This is a genomic window from Pseudoalteromonas sp. KS88 (genome assembly GCF_004766475.1).
Lineage (GTDB): Bacteria > Pseudomonadota > Gammaproteobacteria > Enterobacterales > Alteromonadaceae > Pseudoalteromonas.
This window is the reverse complement of sequence record NZ_PYHV01000007.1, coordinates 99,786-120,989: the sequence shown is the minus strand read 5'-3', so window position 1 is coordinate 120,989 and position 21,204 is coordinate 99,786. Positions and strand designations below refer to the sequence as shown.

Sequence of the window (21,204 nt, the reverse complement as noted above, 5' to 3'; positions counted from 1 at the left end):
ATAAATAATGGATAAGAGAGACCTATGAATATCAAACAACTAAGCGCAGCCATCGGTGTTGCTTTATTTGCAAGTACAGCATCTGCTGCACCATCTACACCAAGCATTAATTGGGAGCCACAACAGTACTCATTTGTACAAGTTGATTTAGAGGGCACAGGCTCATACAAGCAACTTGTTTCGCGCGTTGATGAAGTAACGATCAATATTGAGTGGAGCGCCTGGAGTGGTGACGGTGGCGATAGCTACAAAGTTTATTTTGATGACATGCTAGTCAATGAAGGCGCACTTGCAGCAGGCAGCAAAAAAGGCACTATCACATTCCCATATAACAAAGCAGGCCGTCATACAATGTATGTAGAGCTATGTGAAGGCGGTACTACGTGTGCGCGCAGTGAAGGCAAGCCTATTGTTATTGCTGATACTGATGGCGGTCACTTGGCGCCATTACCAATGGATTATGATCCTAATAACCGTGATATTGGCACAAAAGAAGGCTTAGTAACGGGCGCTTACTTTGTCGAGTGGGGTATTTATGGCCGCGATTACGATGTAACCAATATGCCAGCACAAAACTTAAGCCACATTCTATACGGCTTTATCCCAATCTGTGGTGAAAATGCTTCGTTAACAGGTGGTCCTAAGCGTGCGCTTGATACAGCTTGTGCCGGCTCTGCAGATTACGAAGTGGTTATTCATGACCCTTGGGCTGCAGTACAAAAAGCACTGCCAGGTGTTGATGCAAAAGACCCAATTCGTGGTACTTACTCGCAGTTAATGGCGCTTAAACAACGTTACCCAGATCTAAAAATTCTACCTTCAGTGGGTGGTTGGACTTTATCAGACCCATTTGCTTCATTTACTGATAAAGCAAACCGCGACACGTTTGTTGCGTCAATGGAAGAGTTTTTAAGAACATGGAAATTCTACGATGGTGTTGACATTGACTGGGAATACCCAGGCGGACAAGGTGCTAACCCTAACTTGGGCGACCCGGTAAATGATGGCCCTGCGTATGTGGCATTAATGCAAGAGCTACGTGCGATGCTTGATAAGCTAGAAGCAGAAACAGGTCGTACATACGAGCTAACATCTGCAATCGGTGCAGGTTACGACAAAACGGAAGATGTTGATTATCAAGCAGCTAGCCAGTACATGGATTATATTTTTGCTATGACCTATGACTATTACGGCGCGTGGAGCAATGTAACTGGTCATCAAGCAGCATTATACTGTTCTTCACATTTCCGCCCTGGGCAGTGCGATGGTACAGGTGTCGATGGTGAAGGAGTGCCTTACAAAGGCCCTGCCTACACAACAGACAATGCCGTTCAGGAACTGTTATCGCAAAATGTCGATTCTAAAAAAATAGTTGTTGGCGCAGCAATGTATGGCCGTGGTTGGGAAGGTGTTTACCCACAAAACACAACAATTGATGGTAACCCGATGACGGCACCAGGTAATGGGCCATTAAAAGGCTCAACAGCGCAAGGCGTTTGGGAAGATGGTGTTATCGATTATAAAGGCATTAAAACCTACATGCTTGGCGCATCAGGAAAAGGTATTAATGGTTTTGAAGCCGGTTATGATGCAATGGCAGAAGCTGCTTATGTGTGGAACCGTAGCACCGGTAAGTTGATCACTTATGATAACCGTCGCTCAGTTCTTGCGAAAGGTGCGTATGTTAATCAATATAACCTAGGTGGTTTATTCGCTTGGGAAATCGATGCTGATAATGGCGACATCCTTAACGCAATGCACGATGGTTTAGGCGGTGTGGTTAATCCACCAAGTAACAAAAAGCCAGTGCTTTCTGTGTCTTCAACAGTGTCTGTAAACGCTGGCGAAAGTGTAACCGTAGCAGCGTCTGCAACCGATGCTGACAACGACCCACTAAGTTTTAGCTGGGCAGCAGACAGTGCATTAGCTGTATCTGGCCAAAATAGTGCATCACTTGTGATTACAGCACCAGCTGTCACGGTTGATACACAGTACGTTGTAACGGTTAGTGTATCTGATGGCGAAGCAACCGTAAGCCGCGACGTGACCGTAAACGTAATTGCACCTACAACAGGTGGTGGTGATAACACCGCGCCAAGTGTTGATGCAATAGCTAATGTCAGTGTTGAAGAAGGCGCATCTGCTAACGTATCAGTTGTTGCAACTGATGCACAAAACGATGCACTTTCATACACATGGACAGTGCCAGCAGGTTTAACACTTGTAGGCAGCGGAGCAAACGTTAGTTTAGAGGCTGGTAACGTTGAAGCTGATACCAACCTAACCGTATCGGTGGCTGTGAGCGATGGTGAACTAAGCACATCACAAAGCTTTACTGTAACGGTAACAAACACAGATACAACAGAACCACCAAAAGGTAGCTGGGATGCAGCTGCGGTATACGTAGGTGGCGATGTAGTGACTTATAACGGTGTTGAATACAAAGCAAAATGGTGGACACAAGGTAACCGTCCTGATTTAGGCGGCGTATGGGAAGCAACAACTCAACCTGTAGATGGTTCAGGCAGTGTTGTTTGGCAATCATCTGGTGTGTATAACAGCGGTGATGAAGTGTCTCACAACGGCAACAAATACCAAGCTAAGTGGTGGACTCAAGGAAACGAGCCTGGCTCAGCTGACGTATGGAAGTTACTTTAATTTAAACAAAGGCCACCTGACCTACTCTCAGGTGGCAATTTAAGTAACTCAATTATTCAAAGCAGCTTTTAAGCTGCTTTTTTTGTGTTTCCGCCAGATTGTTGCATACTTATAAAATAAACGAAGCAATGCAGAGAGTTCATTATTAAATATCTGTGTATTATTTTTATATTATTAGCACCCCTTAGCCTTGCGTGTGAAAAAACACTCAAAGTAGGTATTGGCCAACCATGGCCTCCTTTTGTATTTAAAGGGGAGAGAACACTCAGTGGCATTGATATAGATATAACGCGCCTAGTGCTAAAAAAAGCGGGGTTTTGTAGCCAGTTTGTATTATTACCCTCATCAATTAGAGGCTTAGTGGAACTAAAAAAAGGCACTGTTGATGTATTACCTGCGGCAAGTTATAGCGACGAAAGAGCACAGTACAGCCATTTTTCACTGCCCTACAGGCGAGAACGCATGCGCCTATTTTGGTATGAAAACAGCGCGTTTGTAAAACATGACCTGCAACACTTAATGCACAGCGGCAAAACTTTTGTGATTAACAGCGGAGGCTATTACGGCGAGGAGTTTGCACAGTTAAGTCAACAAACAGACTATAAAAGCCTTATCGTGCCAGTAAAAATGATTAATCAACGGTTGTTAATGCTAAAAGCAAAACGAGTCGACTTTATGATAGACGACGAAGTTTCCGGCTTATATTTAATGGCGGAGAAAAATATTGAAGGCATTACACTGCACCCCTATATTGTAAACGACAACCCTATTCATTTTATGTTTAGTAATAAAACAGTGAGCACAGCACATAGCCAAAAAATTGATGATGCAATTAAACAGCTCGAAACACCGATTACCAACATTATCAATCACTACACGCAATAAAGCCTTACCCTAAACGCGTTACTTTTACTTTTATTTTCCCCGCATTAGCACCATAAAAACGCATTAAGTCATTAGCAAAAGGCGTAAACTCGCCTGAATGGTGCATTTTAAACTCGCCGCCGACGGCAATCTCAAAAGCGTCGTTATCAGTGAAATCAATTGCGCCACCTAAAGCAAACCATGGGGATTGTGGTAAACGCCTAAAGGGTTCGAGCAGTGCCATAGGGATTTCTTTCACCCCTAGTTTTACGTTATCACGGTGCCAGCCAGCAGCAGTACATTTTACCCCATCATCAAACCAGTATTGATCAGGGTAGGGAGTAAAACGGTAAGTTGCACCTTGCTCAAGCATTAAGCCCGTTGCATTATACTGCTCAGACGCAAACACCACTACATCGTGACTTTGGTCTATTTTTAACACCGCCATATTTTGATTCATCAGAGCAATATGGGCGCTCAAACCGGTAAAATTTAGTGTCGTGTTATCGCTGTATAAAAGCTGGTAGTTCACGCTTTTTAATGATTCAGGGCGATAGCTGGTTAAATGATGAATCCGTTTTGCCACACTATGATGAACCACAGGCGGTATATCACTTTGTTGTTCATTCACCAATACACAGCACTCCCGATCAACAAGTTTAAAAAATGGGTTAAACCAAAAGTAATTTTGCTGGTGGCTAAGTGCTAATGGATCTGGCGTGACGGTTACATCGTCTTGGGCAATCAATGCATTTTTAACGTTTGGAAAGAGCAACTCATAATCAATATCTTGGTTGGTAATAAAGCCCACAGGCAAGGGCTTTTCGAGCAACCACTCAATAGCAAAGCGAAGGCAAATGTCGGCAAGGCCATCACGGTAATACCCTCCACCTATATCTGAGTGCGCACCGGCAAACCACACTTCATCAACATGAGCTTGATGATTAATTAAAGTTGGCTCAAAAGCACGGCGTTTTTCATCAAGCGACACGCAATGCAAGGCAGCACTCACATTGTTAGCAAGGGTATGGTTTTCAAAAATAACGTGCTCAGCACCACGCGTGGCTTTAGTCATTTTAGAAAGGCCAATCGAGGCAACGGTGTCAAACACACACAGGTAAACTTGGTCGGTTAAAAAGCGTTCAAGACACTTAGCAAACCGACGAGCCAACGCCGCGCCGCGGCTAAAGCCCGTTAGTAACACACAATCGCCCGCTTGGTAATACGTTTTAAAATCACTCATGGCGTGATTTAAAATACTGGCAACATCGTCATCACGTGGTGCCAGTGTTTGATTTAATAAACGTTTTAAACGGCTGCCTTGTGTGCCTATACCTTGGTAGTAAAAACTAAGCTGGCTATCAAACTCGGTTGCGGGCTCGTTATTGAGTGTGCCACCTAATAATAAATGCAACTTGAGAATATTTGAGATACTGGCATCTTCTTTAAAATGCTCAGAACTAAATTGCTCCGCATCACGGGGTTCGTTCCCTGTGCCATCAAAATTGAAAATCAGCGTTTTACCCGTCATAGCATCAATCCTTATGTGGTTTGATACAAAATATAGCCTTTTTATTAAGCTTTGAAGACATTTTTTAAGGACAGCGATAAATAATTAAATTCAGCGCCAACACAAAGCAGTATTGCCAAAAAATACCAAACAACTCGCGACGATGATTAGTACAAAAGCACATAACAAATAGCGCCTAATACTTAACTGCCCGCATCTTGCTGTAAGCATGATCAAATAAAGCCAACAATATAGGGCAATACATACAGATTGGTCACGCATGCGAATAAAAGAGTGGTGGCTTACTTTTACACAAACACAGGCTTTAAAAGCACAATAAAGCAGCGTGTGCACACAGAGTAAACAAAAATGTGATACTAAATATACTCAACCAAACCACAATGGTGTAATAAAAATCTGATGACAGGGTAGCAAAAGGCACTTGGCTATAGGCAGTTTATTATTTATTTTAGTTATGGATTACAAGATCTTAAACGATCAACGCGATCTTTTTTTGTTACATGATTAAAAAATAACTTGCCAGCCTACCTACTGGTAGGTAATATGCTTGCCATGAACACGACATACACAACTATTTTGCAACACGCTAATGAGCTAATTCAACTCAAGGGGTTTAATGGCTTTAGCTATGCAGATTTATCAAAAACATTGGGCATTACCAAAGCCAGTATTCATCATCACTTTCCTTCAAAAGCTGATTTGGGTTTGGCGTATTGTCAGCAAAAGTGTGATGCATTAGCGCAGCTAGACTCACAACTTAAAACTAAGCAGCACGCGGTAGACCAACTAAAAGGTTACTTTGCGATTTTTGAAAGCTGCGCAGAACAACAGCAAATGTGTGGTATTTACGCCATGCAAACAGATTTACAATTGATGAGCGAGCCACTGCAAAAGCAAGTAAATAAATTGGCAGGTTTAGAGTTACAAATACTCTCACGTATTTTAGAACAGGGTAAGCAAAACGGTGAGTTTTCGTTTAAGGCAACACCTTACCAACAAGCCGTTATTATTTGTTGTGCCATAAAAGGCGCACTTATGCTTAACCGAGGCCAACATCAAGGGCTATTTGAGCAAACTTGCGAGGCAAGTATAAGCATGCTGGTGGCTTAACGCTAAGTAAAAAAAGCCACTAATTGTGGCGGTAAACAGATTATAAACACCTGTAAAATACATAAGCTAAAACAGGTGTCGTTAATACACGCTCGGTTAGTTGCGCTAGCAGCAAAACTAATCGGGTGCAAAGAAGTACTAAAAATTTTAACCGATAAACCTACCTACTAGTAGGTATGTAATTGCAAAATACACTGGAGCCCGTTATGAGCCTAACAACAACACAACTAAACACATTAGCAACCCTAGGTAACAAACTTGAAAAAGCAGGCTTGCCGTTAATCTATATTACTCTTGGCGTTATTTATATTTGGTTTGGCGGCATCAAGTTTAGTGCCGGACAAGCCGAGGGCATGTACGGCATGATTGCGAATAACCCGCTGGTATCGTGGATGTACGCTATTTTTTCAAAGCAGGGTATGGTTAACTTTTTAGGCAGCCTTGAGATCATCATCGGTTTATTATTTATTGGCCGCTTTGTGAATCCTGCGTTGTCGGTGATTGGTGGTGTACTGTCGATGGCGTTATTTACAGTCACAATCAGTATGATGGTATTTTTACCGGGTATCACAAGCGATGCAGGCTTCCCAGTACTGAGTTTTGTAGGTGAGTTTTTACTAAAAGACATAGGCTTATTTGCAGCGTCATTATTTGTAGCAGGTAACAGCTTAAAGGCATTGGTTGCTAAATCAGCTTAACGTTAAAGGTAAGTGATGTTACCTAAAGGCCCCAAGGGGCCTTTTTTTATTGGCGCGTAAAATTAAACTAACAATGTAAGATAAATAGCATTCAAGGTAAAAACCAGCTGCGTGAACCGCGCGACGCGCCTCGAAATAACCCTAGCACTACTTTGCGCGTTCTCTGCAATATAGACGTTAAGCTTGCTGACGCGTTTTACTTAAAATCAATTTGCACAAAGAGCAGTGAATGCGGGTAAATGAGAAAACAAAGCAGCAAGCTAATCCTAGTACCTAAATGCAACCCAGACTAAATACTTATTTTGTACTGTTTACTGCCTATGTACTTGGTACTCATCGGAAAACCCTATGTTTTTAATACATTTTTATGTTAGGTTAGGGTTAAACTTAATCAAAGCTTAACAAGCTAGTAGTTAAGTATTATTTGTTAGCCATGGAGCGGTAAGATTAGTGTCAAATAAAACACTCAGTTATTACAATCAAAACGCACAAAGCTTTAGCGACTCAACGCTTAATGTTGATATGTCGGCCCTTTATAATGAGTTTTTACCGCTTATCACTAAACACGGCCATATTTTAGATGCAGGTTGCGGCTCTGCCCGCGACGCCGCGTACTTTAAACAGCAAGGCTTTACCGTGAGCGCGTTTGATGCAAGCGCAGAGCTTGCAAAACTTGCTAGCAGTTACTTACAACAACCCGTTGCAGTTAAAACCTTTCAGCAGCTTGATTGCAGCAACCAATACGAGGGTATTTGGTGCTGCGCCAGCTTATTGCACGTGCCTAAAACCGAATTACCCCAAGTATTTTTAAACCTACAACACGCGCTAAAACCAAATGGGGTTTTGTATGTGTCGTTTAAATACGGCGACACTGAGCGGGAACATAACGGTCGTGAGTTTACAGACTTAAACGAAGCGGGTTTAACCTCGCTGATTACTCAGCACACTGAACTTAAAATAATAAAACAATGGCAAAGTGTTGATCAGCGCCCAGAGCGTGAAAGTGAAGTGTGGCTCAATGCGTTAATTAAAGCAGTGCCCGTTTTATGATTGGCGCAATGCAGCAGCAACTCGACTTTATTACTTACATACAGCGTATGCTGGTGGAAGGTGATTTTAGTGCAACGTACAAGTTTGCGTTATTGCATGCGTTGGCTGATGTATGTGTTGAACAACCGCTGGTATCAGACCAAGCAGAGCTGAAAATAGATTTAGCCACCTTAGCCGATAAACTTATTGTTTTATATTGGCATCACGCCGTGCCGTTTGCGTCAGAACAGAGCGGCAAAAACGGCTTACTAAAACAAAACAACGGCACACAGTCTAGAGTGATTTCATTACTTTATGAATGCCAGCAAAAAAATATTACACATTTACAGCAATTAAAACAGAGCAAGTACTACAAATCGACCCATAGAGAAGTGTTAAAAACTTTAAAGAAGCAGCCACTTTGGCGTTTACAAAAGCTATCAAAGCAAGATGTGTGCTTTTTATATCCACATACTAATAGTCATGATTACATCACTTTAAATCCAGGTATTGCTGGCTGTTTTAGACGTTTTTATGATTTAGTAACGTATTTAGCTAAAAGTGGTTGGCTTCAGAAAATTCAAAGCATTAATTATAATAAAACGTTAATTGGCCCATCGAGTGAATTGCATGATTTTTTGTTCAGTTTTGACCGTAATGCACTGAGCAAAGTAAAACCTGTGTTAATCGAGTTACAACACGGTAATTGTTTTTATTGTCAAAAACCCCTGAACAGCACAACCGATGTTGATCACTTTATTCCGTTTTCCCGCTACGCAAACGATTTAGGCCACAACTTTGTGGCAGCTCACAGTGAATGTAATAAGAGCAAAAGCAACTTTTTAGCTGCGCAACTTCACCGCGAGCGCTGGCAAAACCAAAATTTGGTTGTTAACAGCCAAATTATTAGTAACGAGCTAAGTGCGTACTTTCAATGCGATACAGAACAATCACGCTCAGTGAGCGATTGGGCATATCAAGTTGCAGAGGCGAATAGCGCTAAGCTTTGGTTAGCGAAAGATAGTTTTGAACAAGCCGCTGGTGCGGGGTTATATCTTAATAGAGATGCAGAGCTTAGTTTAGTGGCGGAAGGTAAGCCAAGGTATGACGCATAGGCGTGAATTTTGGTTTGTAGGCGGGAGTTTACCTCGCGCATTAACTTGTAGGCGCAGAGCTTGCTCGCGCGAAAAGCGAAGCTTTTAAATTGTAGGTCGTGCCGTAGGCTTGATTTTACATCGAGTTTTTTAATTGTAGGTCGTGCTTTAGCGCGTCAATGTAATTTATTGGTTTTGTGGGAACTGGTTTTAACCGTGATTTTTTATGGTTTTGGAAAGGGATTAAAAACCTCTATTTGAGGTTTTGCCAGATTGCTGGCGGCAACCAAGGGGCGGCTGCCGCCGACCGCCCCTTGGAACCCCACGGCGCCCCGAAGATCACACTGTGTCCTCAAGTTAAAAATTGATGTGAACGTAAGCGCCGTGTAAGGCACATCCATGTGCCAGTCACGGCTTAACTTGCCTCCATGCAAGTGATTACTCATCAATTTATAACTTTCGGGTGTGATCACGGGGTGTTGGAGTGTGTTGGTAGATTAGTGTTTATATGGACATGAAATGAAATTATCAAAAATAGTAACGAACTCGTTAGATGTTTTACAGAAGTATATTTGGCTGTTAACCATATTTCTATTTATTCAAGGTACAGCCTATTACTCCACATATCTATCTTATTTAAAAGTTGATGAAGATTATTACCCACTTAACATTGAGCAGGTGCTTTCTCATACAATGTCAATATATTTGAAGCCCTCATCTATATTTTTCATTCTATTTTGCTTTGTAATAGCTCTTATTGCCATTTTTATAAATAATAGCTTTTTAAGGTTTTTGAAGAAGAGGCTTTATAATTTTGGGGTCAGTAAAAAACGAAACAAAACTTACACAGAAAAAGATTTAATAAAACCCTTAGAGAATAATGAACCTAATAAAGTTCAAATTTGTGGCATCAACATTGTTGTTGTAGTGTACTTACTGTTTGTCTTTTTATTCGCTGCAATTGTACCTGCTACAATAATTGCTAAAAATGATGCTGCATACCTTATTGGATATGCTGATGCTCAAATTGAGTTAATGAAAAGTGATAAAAGCACAGTAAAAAGCAATATAAAAATAAAGTGTGACTCTGTTACAAAGTCTTTCTCAGGGCCTTTCTTTAACATCAAAAGCTCTACGCTTTATCACTCTATTTATGATGGAAAAACAACAATTACAATTCCAAATACGTGTATTGATTATAGAAGCTCAGAACACAAAAAATGAACAGAAACTGAATGTAAATTGCTCTAATTACAAATAGCTGTTAGCTTAGTAACCACATAATAAGAAAGGACTCTAAATATGAAACTCAACCAAGTTTTATCCATTGTTAACCAAGTCGAAAAATCTAAATTCATTTCATGCCTCGATCGCCTTTGCTCTGACGCTGCAAAAAATAATAAAACATTAGCTAAAACAATCGATAATATTGATGGCCAAATAAAAAATGCATCAGGTAGCGAAATAACTCAGTTATTTAATACCGTTCGTGAATTTTTTAAAGTCTCTGTGAAAGAACAGATTTTAATGAGTACAGCGCAGCTAAACTTATTGGTTAATATTTTAAGTCGTGACGGCAACGGGGTTGCCAGAATAAGCTGGATTGAGTCGCTCTATGAAAAAGAGTGGGCTGAACTATCTACGCTTTCAAAAGAATTAAAAGAATGTATTCATCAAGGCTCTGGTGAGAGCTTCTTAGAAAGAAATCGAGCACTAAAAATTTATCACGCTTGTATGAAAGAAGCATATTTCAATGACGAAAAAAATAACCGTGATGCCAAAGTTACCGATGATGAACGCAGTATTCTTAATGTGCTTGCAGATGAGTTAAATCTAACTACAGATGAGTGTGCAGCTGTAGAGCACTTAGTTGATGTTATTCCTAAAAATGGTGTATTAGATGCTTTAAATAGCCTAAGAGATATAGGATTGGTATTTATCAGTAAAAAGCGCCAAGAAGTATTTATTCCTGATGAAATAGTTACCTTACTGAATGAAATTCAAGGCAAAGATTTAGCTGATAAATATGTTCTAAGGATATTAAGAACTTGCACTGATGCCGAGCTTTCAAATGCACTTAAAGCACATGGTCGTAAAATCAGAGGCGTAAGCCGAACTGATAAAATCCAAACAATTATCCACTCAGGTATTAGCGCTGCTAAATTATTATCAGACGATCTTCATAACGTAGAAGATAACCAAAATCAGCGTAAAGACAGGCTAAAGCAGCTGATACAAGATTTAGAAATTGATACCGACAAACTAGGCACAACCTTAGATGAGCGCATTGGTCTGATATTGTCATCACTATCAGGTGCAACAGAAAAAGAGTTTGATTCACTTAGCGCTAGTGGATTTAAACAGCTACTAAAAACATTAGAAGAACACTTCCCAACAATGCAGGCTGTGTTAAAGGAAGCGTTTGAACTCGAAGCTAACGAAGTAATAGACACTGAAAAGCTTCGAGCTTTGAGTATCACACCACACGACATTTTATATTTACTCTCAAATGATGAAGTAAAAGAAGTTCGCGACAGTATGGGCTTATCTAAGCGTGGCAACCCACGCTTTGCTATTTTAGAGAGCTTTGCCAATGCGACAGATAAGTTGATTGAAAATTATGATGCACTAGCTCGTCGTGATATTAACGCGCTAAGAGAGGCGGGCGCTGATGTAATTGAAGCTGACATTGGCGTTAAGTTTGAAGAAGTCACAAAAGCTATTTTTGAAATATTAGAACTTAATATTGATGAAGATCTCCGAAAAGACTTAAACACCACTAAAGATAAAGCGGATATCGTAATTTCACTCAGCGATAACGACATAATTATTGGTGAAGCAAAAACCTGTAAAAATGGTGACTTTGCAAAATACTCAACAACTTCACGCCAAGTAAAAGCCTATGTAACACGCGCTGAAAATCAGGGGAAACGTGTAGCACAGGTATTGATAATTGCCCCCAGCTTTTCCGATGACTTTATCGAGTCAGCTGAGATGGATACCGAAGTAAATATTTCGCTACTCGAAGCACATGGACTTAAGTTAATACTTGATGCTTATAAGTCAAAACGTAACCCAAGTTTCGCGCCTAAGCTACTGACTAAAGGTGGTTTGTTGAAAGCTGAATTAATAGCGAAGAATATTTAAACTAGAAAATATCAAATTAATTAACCTTATCTAATGGGTAAAACTATGAGTAGAATTCAGTTACCAAAAGATGCACTCAAAAGAGTAAAGATTGGTCAGTCATTTGCTGAATATGACATTATTCGAAATGATCCAGATTTATTTGTCACCACACCTTCAACATTGACTTCAATTGATCCTGATGGTGATAGCTGTTTTTTTGTAGGCCGAAGAGGAGCAGGTAAAACCGCCATAACTTATCAGGTTCAAAGAAAGTTTTCGCGGACAATACACATAACGCCTCAGATTTTTGATTTACTGAACTTACCATTGGAACATCATGAGTTTTTAGATACTAGACAGCGACCTTTCAAGTCTTTGATGCATTCTATGGAGAGGGCGTTAGTGGATGAAGTCATTAAGACTTGGAGTGAGCAAAATTTATTTAAGTTTGATCGATGCTACGATTCTATAAGAAGAGAGCGGGGGTTGATAGAAGATTGTGACTTTGATCTTAGAATTTTGAACTTAACGGAAGAAATTTTTGAAGCATTTACAAAAGAAAATGATAAGTTATGGCTTCGTCAAATAAAAAGAAGTAAAGATATAATTAATGAAGCAAATAGTATAGCTGTAGATGGTAACTATGAATTTATTTTACTCATAGATCGTTTAGATGAGTCATGGGATGGTTCACAATCTGCAATAATATGTCTTATGGCGATGATGCATGCGGCTGTTAGGTTAAGAGCAACAACAAGCTTTCTGAGACCTTACATATTTATTAGAGAAAACATATATGATCGTATTCGCTCAATTGATAACGAGTTTTCTCGCTTGGAAACATCTTCTGTTTTTTTGGATTGGACAGAAGTTAAATTGCAGGAGTTAGTCGAGCGTCGATTAGTTAAACCTTTTAATACGAAACCAAAGCTTGGAGGTGAAGCTTGGAGCTACTTTTTTGATGACACAAATGATGTATCGTCATTAGAAAAAGTCATGGATCTCTGTCAGCATAGGCCACGAGATGTTTTAATGCTTACAAGTTACGCAATAGATAATGCAATAAATAACGGAAACCTCAAAGTATTAGCTAGTGATTTGGATGAGGCTTCTGTTCGCTATAGCACAAGTCGTTTAAAAGATTTAGGTGATGAGTACGCTGAGAACTACCCTAACATTAGTTTAATTCTAGAGCACTTTTATGGGTTAGGAAATCAATATACTTTAAATGCGCTTGAAGATTTTATTCAAAAGATAATTGTAAACGAATCTATTGCTAAATATTGTAATAGCTGGATTTTTGACTATACGACGCCATACAGATTTGTAGAGCTTCTCTATGGGATAGGTTTCTTGGGCATAAAAAGAAGAAAATCAATACAATATAAGGAGTCAGGTAAAGACTCAAATGCAAAGCCAGCCATAGATAATAACTCTATTTTTGAAATTCATCCGACTTATCATCAAGCGCTTAATTTGAGGACTATTCTTTTATCTGATTTAAAAGCTAGCACTACTTTAAAAAATGAAGGTATTTTAGAGGATTTACCAGAAAGTTTTAAATTAGATGATTATAAAAAGGCTTTAGAGGATACCCTTGATGAGTTAAGCAAATTACCATTAGGAACTGAAGGGGCTAAAAGCTTCGAAAAGATTGTTGGTGATATTATCAAACTATGCTTTTTTAGATCTCTTACAAACGTGCAACCGAGTGAAAGAACATATGACGGTTCAGCAATTCGTGATTGGGTTGCTTCAAACCGAGCTACAGGTGGCTTTTGGGAAATGGTGCGAAACAAATATGGGGCAACCCAAGTTGTTTGGGAGTGTAAAAACTATAATGAATTAAAGTCCGATGATTTTCATCAACTTCAATATTATTTAAGTGATAACTTTGGGCGTTTTGGAATCATTGCATTCAGAGGCGAAGATAAAGACTCATATCTAAAACATATTTCAAATATTGCAAATAAAAATAAAGCTGGTTTAGTTATTATTTTAACTCAAAAGGATTTAGAAGTCTTTTTAAGGCAAGCAATAAAAGGCGCATTTAAAGAAAGCCACATTCAAGATAGACACGACTACTACATAAGAAAAATTTCTTGATTTTATCACCCAACCGCCAATTTCCCAGCCTCATGCCACATTTCACTTGGCATGGGGTTGGTTAATTCCCACGTTATATTCATCGGCTGGCTGCCGTTGTGGCTTTGATATTTAACCTCGCCGTAGTTTACAAATCCCATAGTTCGGCCGTTTTCGTCTTTGCCTTGCTCGCGCACAAATAACAATATGGTTTTGCCTGTTTGCTGATGCTCAATATAGCTTAGGCCGCGGCCGTGTTCTGGGCGGGCGCTGTTTTGCGTTTGCCAGTGGAACAGGGAGGGGCTAATTGCGTAGTCGTGATATAGCGTGGTGGGCGAGTAGGTTTTCTCACATTTATTGAGAGTGACGAATAGTAGCTCAAGGTTTTGGTCGTTAAATACAAGAACACCCTCACGAGCAGATGACTTTTGCTCAAACGTGTGAGCGCCAAACGCGGCGAGTATTTGTTGGCGCGTGTAGCGGCTGTGTAATTTTATTGCGTGATTAGGTAGGCATGTTAAATCGCTTTCCTGCTGGTGAATGCGGTTTATTAACAGCGTAATCACTTGAGCAAGTTCCTGCTGTAACTGTTGGTGTTTAAGTGCTTGTAAGCTTTGCTCAAGTGTTTTAAACCCTAAACTTGTGCCAGTGGTATCCCAAAAGTTGTAATGCGCCATAAGCGCGTACTGTTGGTTTTGCGCTATTGGCGTAAAACTAAAGTCGTTGTTACATAAATCACGTAAAAAGCATAAGTAACTGAGCGAGTCGCAGCCGAGTAATTGGGTGTTTATAGCGCGGTAATACGCGGCGTAAATGTCGGTTTGCTGTGTTGGTATTTCATCGCCTTTTAACCAGTGCCAGCCGCCGAGCTTTTTATCTTTTGGTTTGTATATATCTTCAAGCGTGACTTGCGGGTTTATGCGTAAAAAATTACTGAGCGTAAGCGCATCATTAGTATCTTGTGGATAGCTATTTATCAGCTGCTGTAAACGGCGTTTAGAGTTTATAGCTTGCTGAATATTTTTTAATATTGTTTGTTGTGTTCGCTTTTGTAGCTCTATACGGCAACCCAGTGGTAAGTGCGGGAAGTTGTTTTCGATCTCGGTTTTAATTGGTTGATTACTTTTACCAATCAATGCGCGGAACTTACTGGCAAAGTAGTATTCTGGGCGGGCATTACCGACAAAGTCGAGTACGGTACAGCACTGTTTTTGGCTGTTGTCGGGCAGGCGCAGGCCACGGCCGAGTTGCTGTAAAAACAGCGTTAGGCTCTCAGTTGGGCGTAAAAATAACAGGGTATCGACCTCTGGAATATCGACACCTTCGTTAAAAATATCAACCACACACAGTATTTGTATTTCGCCTTGGCGCAGTGCTTGCTGTTTGAGCGCGCGCTCATTAGTGTTTTTACTGGTCAGCACATCGGCGTTTATGCCTGCTAAGTTAAACTTAGAGGCCATAAACTCTGCGTGTTTTTGGCTTACGCAAAATGCCAACGCTTTAATGTTGTGAACATTAGTCACTATATCGTCAAGGCTAGATATAATTTTATTTGCGCGGCTGTTCTCTCCTGTATAAAGGTTACTTAGCTCGCTTATATCGTAACGGCCACCGCGCCATGTTATTTGGCTTAGGTCGGTATCATCATCGAGGCCAAAGTATTGAAATGGGCATAAGTGGCGTTGGTTTATTGCCTCTGGCAAGCGAATTTCAGCGGCTATTACGCCGCAAAAATCATCAAGTATATTTGCGCCATCTTGTCGCTCTGGTGTTGCGGTTAAGCCAAGTAATATTGCGGGCGTAAAGTGATTTAAAATAGCGCGATAACTTGCAGCGCTTACGTGATGTACTTCATCTATCACTATGTAATCGTAGTAATCATGCGTTAAATTCAGCGATTTAATTTGGCTATTCAGCGTTTGAATTGACGCAAATAATTGGTTGTAACGCTGTGGTTTGTAGTTACCCACCCACAGCTCACCAAAGTCGTTGTTTTTAAGCACACCACGGTAAGCACTTTGCGCTTGTTTGAGTATTTCTTCACGGTGGGCTACAAACAAAAAGTGGGCGTTTGGGTTTTTGTCGTAAACGGTTTTAAAGTCGAACGCCGATATTATTGTTTTACCAGTTCCCGTTGCGGCAACCACTAAATTTTTAAAGCGATTATGCACGCTACGCTCAACGCTTAGCTTTTCTAAGATTGCGAGCTGATGGGTTTTTGGTGTTATATCAAAATAAAACTGGCTGCTTGCTTGGCCAACACCGCGTTGCTCGTTAAGTGAATTTATGAGCTTTTCTTTACATTCAGCTTTGCCAGTAAATAGCTCGAAATCTGGCGATTGCCAATAGGTTTCGAAGGTACTTTTGGTTTTTGCTATGATGTGCGGGATTTCTTGCGCGGTAATTTTTAAGTTCCACTCAAGGCCGCTGGTAAGCGCCGAATGCGATAAATTAGACGAGCCAATATAACCGGTATGAAAACCCGTATTACGCATAAACAAGTATGACTTTGCATGTAAACGCTCTTGCTGGTTGTTGTAACTAAGTTTTACCTCAGTGTTTGGTAGGTTTGCTAAAAACTCCACCGCTTTAGCATCCGTTGCGCCCATGTACGAGGTGGTAATAACTTTGAGCTTATTGCCGCTTTTGGTAAAGGCTTCAAGTTCGTTTTTAAAAATACGCAGCCCCGTCCATTTTATAAATGAGACAAGCCAGTAAATAGTGTCTGACGATTTAATCTCGCGTTTTAGCTCGGTTTCGAGCGATATACCCGCATTCGCCCCGCTGAATAATTCGCTTTGAGTAAGCCCTGTTAGCGGGAATATATCTTTGGAGTAATCTTTAAGATTTGCAGCAATGGGATTTTGGGTATTAAATAATGCGGTTAGAATACGGCCTTGGCTGTCGATAAGGTTTTCGTTGATCAGCTCGTCATCGCGGATATGATCTTTAAGCCAAAGCACAAGGTTGTTTGCGAGGTTAATTTGCTCCTGCAAACGCTCGCTTGAATTAGGGATTGCATCAATGGCATGTTCAACCAACTTGCCTAAAAAACGCGAAAGCCACGTAGCCGCCTCAGCTGACTCAAGCTGTCGTTCACCGACATAAAATTGATCGCGATTTAAATTTTGCTTAATTACTTGCGTAATCAACTGCTCGTATATACCAATTTGCTGCATTAAATCGCTCCCTGTTTGCGAGCATTCAGTTTACTAAAAAATGCAATGTAAACAAGCATTAACTCATTATTGAATTAAAGACTGCTACCAAGACAACTTCCCCGTGATCACACCCGAAATTGAATTAATGATGAGTAATAGCAGCGCATGGATGCGCGTTAAGCTGTGACTTCGCCATGGGTGAAAAACGTAGTTTTGAACGAGAGGGTATGGATACCCGAACTGGGGAGCGTACAGGGATGTGTAAGTTGGGCGAATACACAGCATTTACGTTCATATCATTAATTTAAATTGAGGAAGCAGTGTGACCCTCGGGGCGCCGAGAGATTCCAAAGAGAAGTCGGCGGTTACTTCTCTTTGGTTGCCGTCGCCAACGCGACACTTACTCGTTAATAAGATAATTAAGAAAGTCTTCTTTTGAAGAAAATACTTTGAATACTTTTTCTATACGGTTTTCAGTTTGTGTTAATAACCAGTCATAAGCTTCTTTTTTATAGCCTTTTCCATCGAAAACAATAACTACAGTTCTCTCGGGTGCATTACTTAATGACTCATAAAAGAATGGGAATTTTTGGTCGACAGAGCCACTTTGTACTTGTCGGTGAGCTTCGACTCTTAATAACCCTTTTCTTTTATGGTGTATCAAAAAGGTACTATGGCGCGTACTGCCATACATATCTTGATAGGCAGCCCGCTTTGTATATTTTTTAATTTTAGGTTGAGTGTCAGAACATTCAGTAAAGCCAATAGCTATTAACTCATCTTCGAGTTCTGTACAAAACTTACGGTTTGATTCCTGCGGCGATCCCGCGTACTCATTTTTAACTGGTATCTCATCAAATAGAGGTAATTGACCATCCATGAAATAGCACTCCTTTTTATTGAACATTAAACATACTAAACAAATGGGTACAAATGGAAGCTCTTTTAGGTGTTTACTTTTTAAAATTGAATGCTGCGGAGTAAAATATATTTAAATCTTATTGAGTATGTACTCACTAATCTCGTTGCTTTCGCCAACGCGACCCCTTGAAAATTTGCAATTAAAAACCAAAGCCGAATAAAAACTCCAGCCTACAATCCAAAAGCTGCGCTTTTCGCGTCAGCAAGCTCCACGCCTATGATAAACGTAAACGCCGTTACTAAGACAATTCCCCGTCATTGTGCCTGAAAAGACTCAATTGATGAGTAATAGATTGCATGGCTGAATTTTGTTCCCGACAAATTCCAAGTACCTAAATCCTTTTAGGCAATGCAATCAAAGCCGTGACAGGCACATGGATGCTGACAGGAACCCAGCTTCAGGGATGAATTACTTGCAGCAGAGTTAACTTTGAAAATCGTATGCCCCTTGGTTGCCGTCGCCAACGCGACATGTATAAATAAAGGCGACGAGCACCAAGTTGCGGACATCGGGTTTAGGGCTCTTTTCGCGCCAGCAAGCTATACAAATTAAGATTATGAAATAAATTTATTCATCAAGTGGGGTGTTGCTGCGCATAAAAAAAACAGATACCATCAAAATAGGAACGTATTTAATTTAAAGGATATAAATGAAAATAATCTACTTCATTTTCTTAGTTCTATGCTCGCTTCATGTAAATGCAGCTATTTTAGATTGCGACTTACAGGGTAAAGATCGCACTATTTATCAATTAGTAAAGCCAATAGCCCCCTTTGATGGCTGTAAAAAAGCGATTGATAATGAAGGCAATATCGTGGGTTATAAATTAAAGAAAGAGGGTTCTTATATTGATATTTCATTTGAAGATGAAAACTTCACTCATGAAGAACACTTCTTCGTTTCAGGTAATAAATTGACCGTGAAAGAACTCCTTTTATCTATATATACACCTCAAAGAGAAACTGAGAACGAATATATTAAAGCCCAAAAACAGAACCTTTTAAAATCGACTTCTAGCGGTATAAAATATGATAAAGTTGGGGTTTACTTCTTTGATTTTGATATGAAAAACTCAGCTTACAAAAACTATATTACTTATATTGAAGAAGGTAAACCTAATGAGTTTATTGGTATAGGAACCGACGCAAGCAAAGAATTGCTGATAAAAATAATGTTTAACAAAGGAATGGATGATGTCTAAAAAATATGAAGATATTGATAACAAGGACGTAAAAAAGATCTTAGAGGTGTTTTTTAGTAAAGGCACAGCTAGCCAAATTGAGGTCAACGACAAAGTAATTGAGTTAGTTTGGGAAATGTTAGCTTCATCTAAAGAGTGTTCAAAGGCCATGAACTTTGTACCAAGGCCACAAGGATTAGCGGCATCTCCTATGTATGTGGCTAAAGAACTCGCTAAAATAGCGTATAGATTATCTTCTGATAAAGATGATTCTGTTTACCATGTATGTAAGGTATTTTCAGCAAGAAGCTATGCTACAAAAATTAAATTAGCGGGCATGGGGTTGTAAAATTTGCAATTAAATACCAAAGCCGGATACAAACTCCCGCCTACAATCCAAAAACTGCGCTTTTAGCGTCAGCAAGCTTAACGCATACGGTAGTAAAGGTTCTAGGTTCTAGGTTAAAGGTGTTAGAAGCTAGGGAAGTGACTAGGGGTAATTTGTAGCCCGCCATTCGTTGCCATTCGCCCGAACCCCGTAGCTTTTTTTCTCATTTATCCTCATTGTTTTCTCTTTGTGCAAAATGGTTTTTAAGTGATTTATTCACAAAGAGATTAAGAGTCGCTGCGCTTTAGAGGCAGTAAAAAGGGCCTAGGCTCTAGGGAAATGACTATGTGCTAGGGTCAATCCGCAGCTCATCGCACGGCGCACGAAGCTATAACTCTTCTTCTTGGTGTAGCGTAGGGCCTCAGTGAACTCGGTGGTAAAATTGGTTGTAATAATCACAAATGAACTCGCTCATAAACGCGATATAAAGTCGCTGCTACGTTTGTTGTTTCAACTTTTAAATTCACTCCTTCAAACTTAATATACCTCGATGAGGCAAATAATAAGCCTCGAAAACCTCTAATAGAACGCCTTACTGTGAGTTTAAAAAATGATACGCTAATACTAATTTAACGACAGTGGTGTAGACATGATTAAAAGGACTTTATTAGCTGCGTGCTTAGTTTTTAGCGCTGACATTGTGGGGGCAGAGCAATACTCACAAACCCGATGTAATCAAATAGAAGCAGAGCGAGAAAAAATTAGAGACAGAATGCGCTCCAGCTATACGTCACAGCAAGGAGAGCGATTACGTCGGCGCTCTACTGAGTTATTTAAAAAGCTAGGTAATCATTGTAAACGTCCAACTAAGGGCTACAGCCGACGTGTATACGCAAATACCTACGTACCTTCTTCTGCTAATGAGTTATTAAATAAAAAAGTTTATGACTCTACAGTGTTTGGTAAAAGCTATAACAGCGATGATAAACGACTTGAATGGGGCCGTTTTTATCAGCTTCCAGGGCGTTGTCGTGCTAAACAAATGGAACGAACAGATTTTGTTTGGTGTAGTGAAAATCGGGCTGAGCAAAGAACAACGTTTGAAGCGCAGTGGCAAACAAAAGTCAAATCTGCAGCCATAAGAGCGCAAAAGCTACAAGATAGAACACCGTCCGTGACGTTACCGCTAAAAACGCTAGGCAAAGCAAACTCGATGACGTTAACTCCCGTATCAAAAGCTGATACTCGGTTAGTTGCTATTGCGCCAAGCAAAGAACAGCAAAGTTACAATGCTTGGCGTTTACTGGCAGTGGCCTGTTTTGCTTTTTTGCTTGTATTTGGCCTGTATCGCTGGTTTAAAAACTAAACCGTGCGTTCAGGTTAATTAGCTTTATAGTAAGAGTGAACTAAAATAG

The 21,204-nt window shown here is 40.2% G+C and carries 15 protein-coding genes; 12 read left to right on the top strand and 3 right to left on the bottom strand.

The features are described 5' to 3' along the window. Window positions 1–24: 24 nt before the first annotated feature. Both C7Y70_RS04105 and C7Y70_RS04100 read left to right on the top strand, forming a co-directional pair. Window positions 25–2,658, top strand: a complete 2,634-nt coding sequence (locus tag C7Y70_RS04105; protein ID WP_135473479.1) for a glycosyl hydrolase family 18 protein — start codon at window positions 25–27, stop codon at window positions 2,656–2,658. A 141-nt stretch (window positions 2,659–2,799) separates the two neighbouring features. Continuing rightward, window positions 2,800–3,543: a transporter substrate-binding domain-containing protein gene (locus C7Y70_RS04100; RefSeq protein ID WP_135473478.1), complete on the top strand. Its 744-nt coding sequence runs from the start codon at window positions 2,800–2,802 to the stop codon at window positions 3,541–3,543. A 4-nt stretch (window positions 3,544–3,547) separates the two neighbouring features. Here the strand turns inward: C7Y70_RS04100 and C7Y70_RS04095 are convergent, their stop codons facing one another. Further along, complete coding sequence (locus C7Y70_RS04095; RefSeq protein ID WP_135473477.1) at window positions 3,548–5,053, bottom strand: DUF2235 domain-containing protein; 1,506 nt, start codon at window positions 5,051–5,053, stop codon at window positions 3,548–3,550. 552 nt (window positions 5,054–5,605) lie between these two features. On the opposite strand from C7Y70_RS04095, the gene C7Y70_RS04090 reads away from it, so the two are divergent. The 7 genes from C7Y70_RS04090 (at window position 5,606) to C7Y70_RS04060 (ending at window position 14,219) form a co-directional block, all read left to right on the top strand. After that, window positions 5,606–6,163, top strand: a complete 558-nt coding sequence (locus C7Y70_RS04090; protein ID WP_167850788.1) for a TetR/AcrR family transcriptional regulator — start codon at window positions 5,606–5,608, stop codon at window positions 6,161–6,163. Between the two features lie 206 nt (window positions 6,164–6,369). Next, window positions 6,370–6,861, top strand: coding sequence for a DUF417 family protein (locus C7Y70_RS04085; protein ID WP_099293557.1), 492 nt, complete (start codon window positions 6,370–6,372; stop codon window positions 6,859–6,861). A 450-nt stretch (window positions 6,862–7,311) separates the two neighbouring features. Further along, the gene (locus tag C7Y70_RS04080; RefSeq protein WP_135473475.1) at window positions 7,312–7,911 is read left to right on the top strand and encodes a class I SAM-dependent methyltransferase; all 600 of its coding nucleotides are present in this window, start codon (window positions 7,312–7,314) and stop codon (window positions 7,909–7,911) included. Then, a complete protein-coding gene (locus C7Y70_RS04075; protein ID WP_135473474.1) occupies window positions 7,908–9,005 on the top strand; it encodes an HNH endonuclease domain-containing protein in 1,098 nt (365 codons plus the stop codon). Before C7Y70_RS04080 ends, C7Y70_RS04075 begins: the two co-directional genes overlap by 4 nt. Window positions 9,006–9,503: 498 nt before the next feature. After that, window positions 9,504–10,208: a hypothetical protein gene (locus C7Y70_RS04070; RefSeq protein WP_135473473.1), complete on the top strand. Its 705-nt coding sequence runs from the start codon at window positions 9,504–9,506 to the stop codon at window positions 10,206–10,208. Between the two features lie 78 nt (window positions 10,209–10,286). Further along, window positions 10,287–12,131: a hypothetical protein gene (locus tag C7Y70_RS04065; protein WP_135473472.1), complete on the top strand. Its 1,845-nt coding sequence runs from the start codon at window positions 10,287–10,289 to the stop codon at window positions 12,129–12,131. A 45-nt stretch (window positions 12,132–12,176) separates the two neighbouring features. Next, on the top strand, window positions 12,177–14,219 hold the full coding sequence (locus tag C7Y70_RS04060) for a transposase (protein WP_135473471.1): 2,043 nt from the start codon (window positions 12,177–12,179) through the stop codon (window positions 14,217–14,219). Window positions 14,220–14,224: 5 nt separating this feature from the next. Here C7Y70_RS04060 and C7Y70_RS04055 read toward each other — a convergent pair whose 3' ends face one another. Beyond that, window positions 14,225–17,377: a DEAD/DEAH box helicase gene (locus C7Y70_RS04055; protein WP_135473470.1), complete on the bottom strand. Its 3,153-nt coding sequence runs from the start codon at window positions 17,375–17,377 to the stop codon at window positions 14,225–14,227. Window positions 17,378–17,759: 382 nt separating this feature from the next. Next, entirely contained in the window at window positions 17,760–18,239 is a 480-nt protein-coding gene (locus C7Y70_RS04050) for a PD-(D/E)XK nuclease superfamily protein (RefSeq protein WP_135473469.1), read from the bottom strand. Window positions 18,240–18,930: 691 nt separating this feature from the next. Here C7Y70_RS04050 and C7Y70_RS04045 point away from each other — a divergent pair. The 3 genes from C7Y70_RS04045 to C7Y70_RS04035 all read left to right on the top strand — a co-directional run bounded on the left by C7Y70_RS04045 (window position 18,931) and on the right by C7Y70_RS04035 (window position 21,155). Then, on the top strand, window positions 18,931–19,482 hold the full coding sequence (locus tag C7Y70_RS04045; RefSeq protein WP_135473468.1) for a hypothetical protein: 552 nt from the start codon (window positions 18,931–18,933) through the stop codon (window positions 19,480–19,482). After that, a complete protein-coding gene (locus C7Y70_RS04040; RefSeq protein ID WP_135473467.1) occupies window positions 19,475–19,810 on the top strand; it encodes a hypothetical protein in 336 nt (111 codons plus the stop codon). Before C7Y70_RS04045 ends, C7Y70_RS04040 begins: the two co-directional genes overlap by 8 nt. Before the next feature lie 628 nt (window positions 19,811–20,438). Then, window positions 20,439–21,155 carry a hypothetical protein gene (locus C7Y70_RS04035; protein WP_135473466.1) on the top strand — a complete coding sequence of 239 codons (717 nt, stop codon included), beginning with the start codon at window positions 20,439–20,441 and terminating at the stop codon, window positions 21,153–21,155. Window positions 21,156–21,204: the final 49 nt, after the last annotated feature.

Coding starts and splice junctions, on each gene's coding strand:
- C7Y70_RS04105 (WP_135473479.1), top strand. CDS start 25: ATGAATATCAAACAACTAAGCGCAGCCATCGGTGTTGCTTTATTTGCA.
- C7Y70_RS04095 (WP_135473477.1), bottom strand. CDS start 5,053: ATGACGGGTAAAACGCTGATTTTCAATTTTGATGGCACAGGGAACGAA.
- C7Y70_RS04090 (WP_167850788.1), top strand. CDS start 5,606: ATGAACACGACATACACAACTATTTTGCAACACGCTAATGAGCTAATT.
- C7Y70_RS04085 (WP_099293557.1), top strand. CDS start 6,370: ATGAGCCTAACAACAACACAACTAAACACATTAGCAACCCTAGGTAAC.
- C7Y70_RS04075 (WP_135473474.1), top strand. CDS start 7,908: ATGATTGGCGCAATGCAGCAGCAACTCGACTTTATTACTTACATACAG.
- C7Y70_RS04070 (WP_135473473.1), top strand. CDS start 9,504: ATGAAATTATCAAAAATAGTAACGAACTCGTTAGATGTTTTACAGAAG.
- C7Y70_RS04065 (WP_135473472.1), top strand. CDS start 10,287: ATGAAACTCAACCAAGTTTTATCCATTGTTAACCAAGTCGAAAAATCT.
- C7Y70_RS04060 (WP_135473471.1), top strand. CDS start 12,177: ATGAGTAGAATTCAGTTACCAAAAGATGCACTCAAAAGAGTAAAGATT.
- C7Y70_RS04055 (WP_135473470.1), bottom strand. CDS start 17,377: ATGCAGCAAATTGGTATATACGAGCAGTTGATTACGCAAGTAATTAAG.
- C7Y70_RS04050 (WP_135473469.1), bottom strand. CDS start 18,239: ATGGATGGTCAATTACCTCTATTTGATGAGATACCAGTTAAAAATGAG.
- C7Y70_RS04045 (WP_135473468.1), top strand. CDS start 18,931: ATGAAAATAATCTACTTCATTTTCTTAGTTCTATGCTCGCTTCATGTA.
- C7Y70_RS04040 (WP_135473467.1), top strand. CDS start 19,475: ATGTCTAAAAAATATGAAGATATTGATAACAAGGACGTAAAAAAGATC.
- C7Y70_RS04035 (WP_135473466.1), top strand. CDS start 20,439: ATGATTAAAAGGACTTTATTAGCTGCGTGCTTAGTTTTTAGCGCTGAC.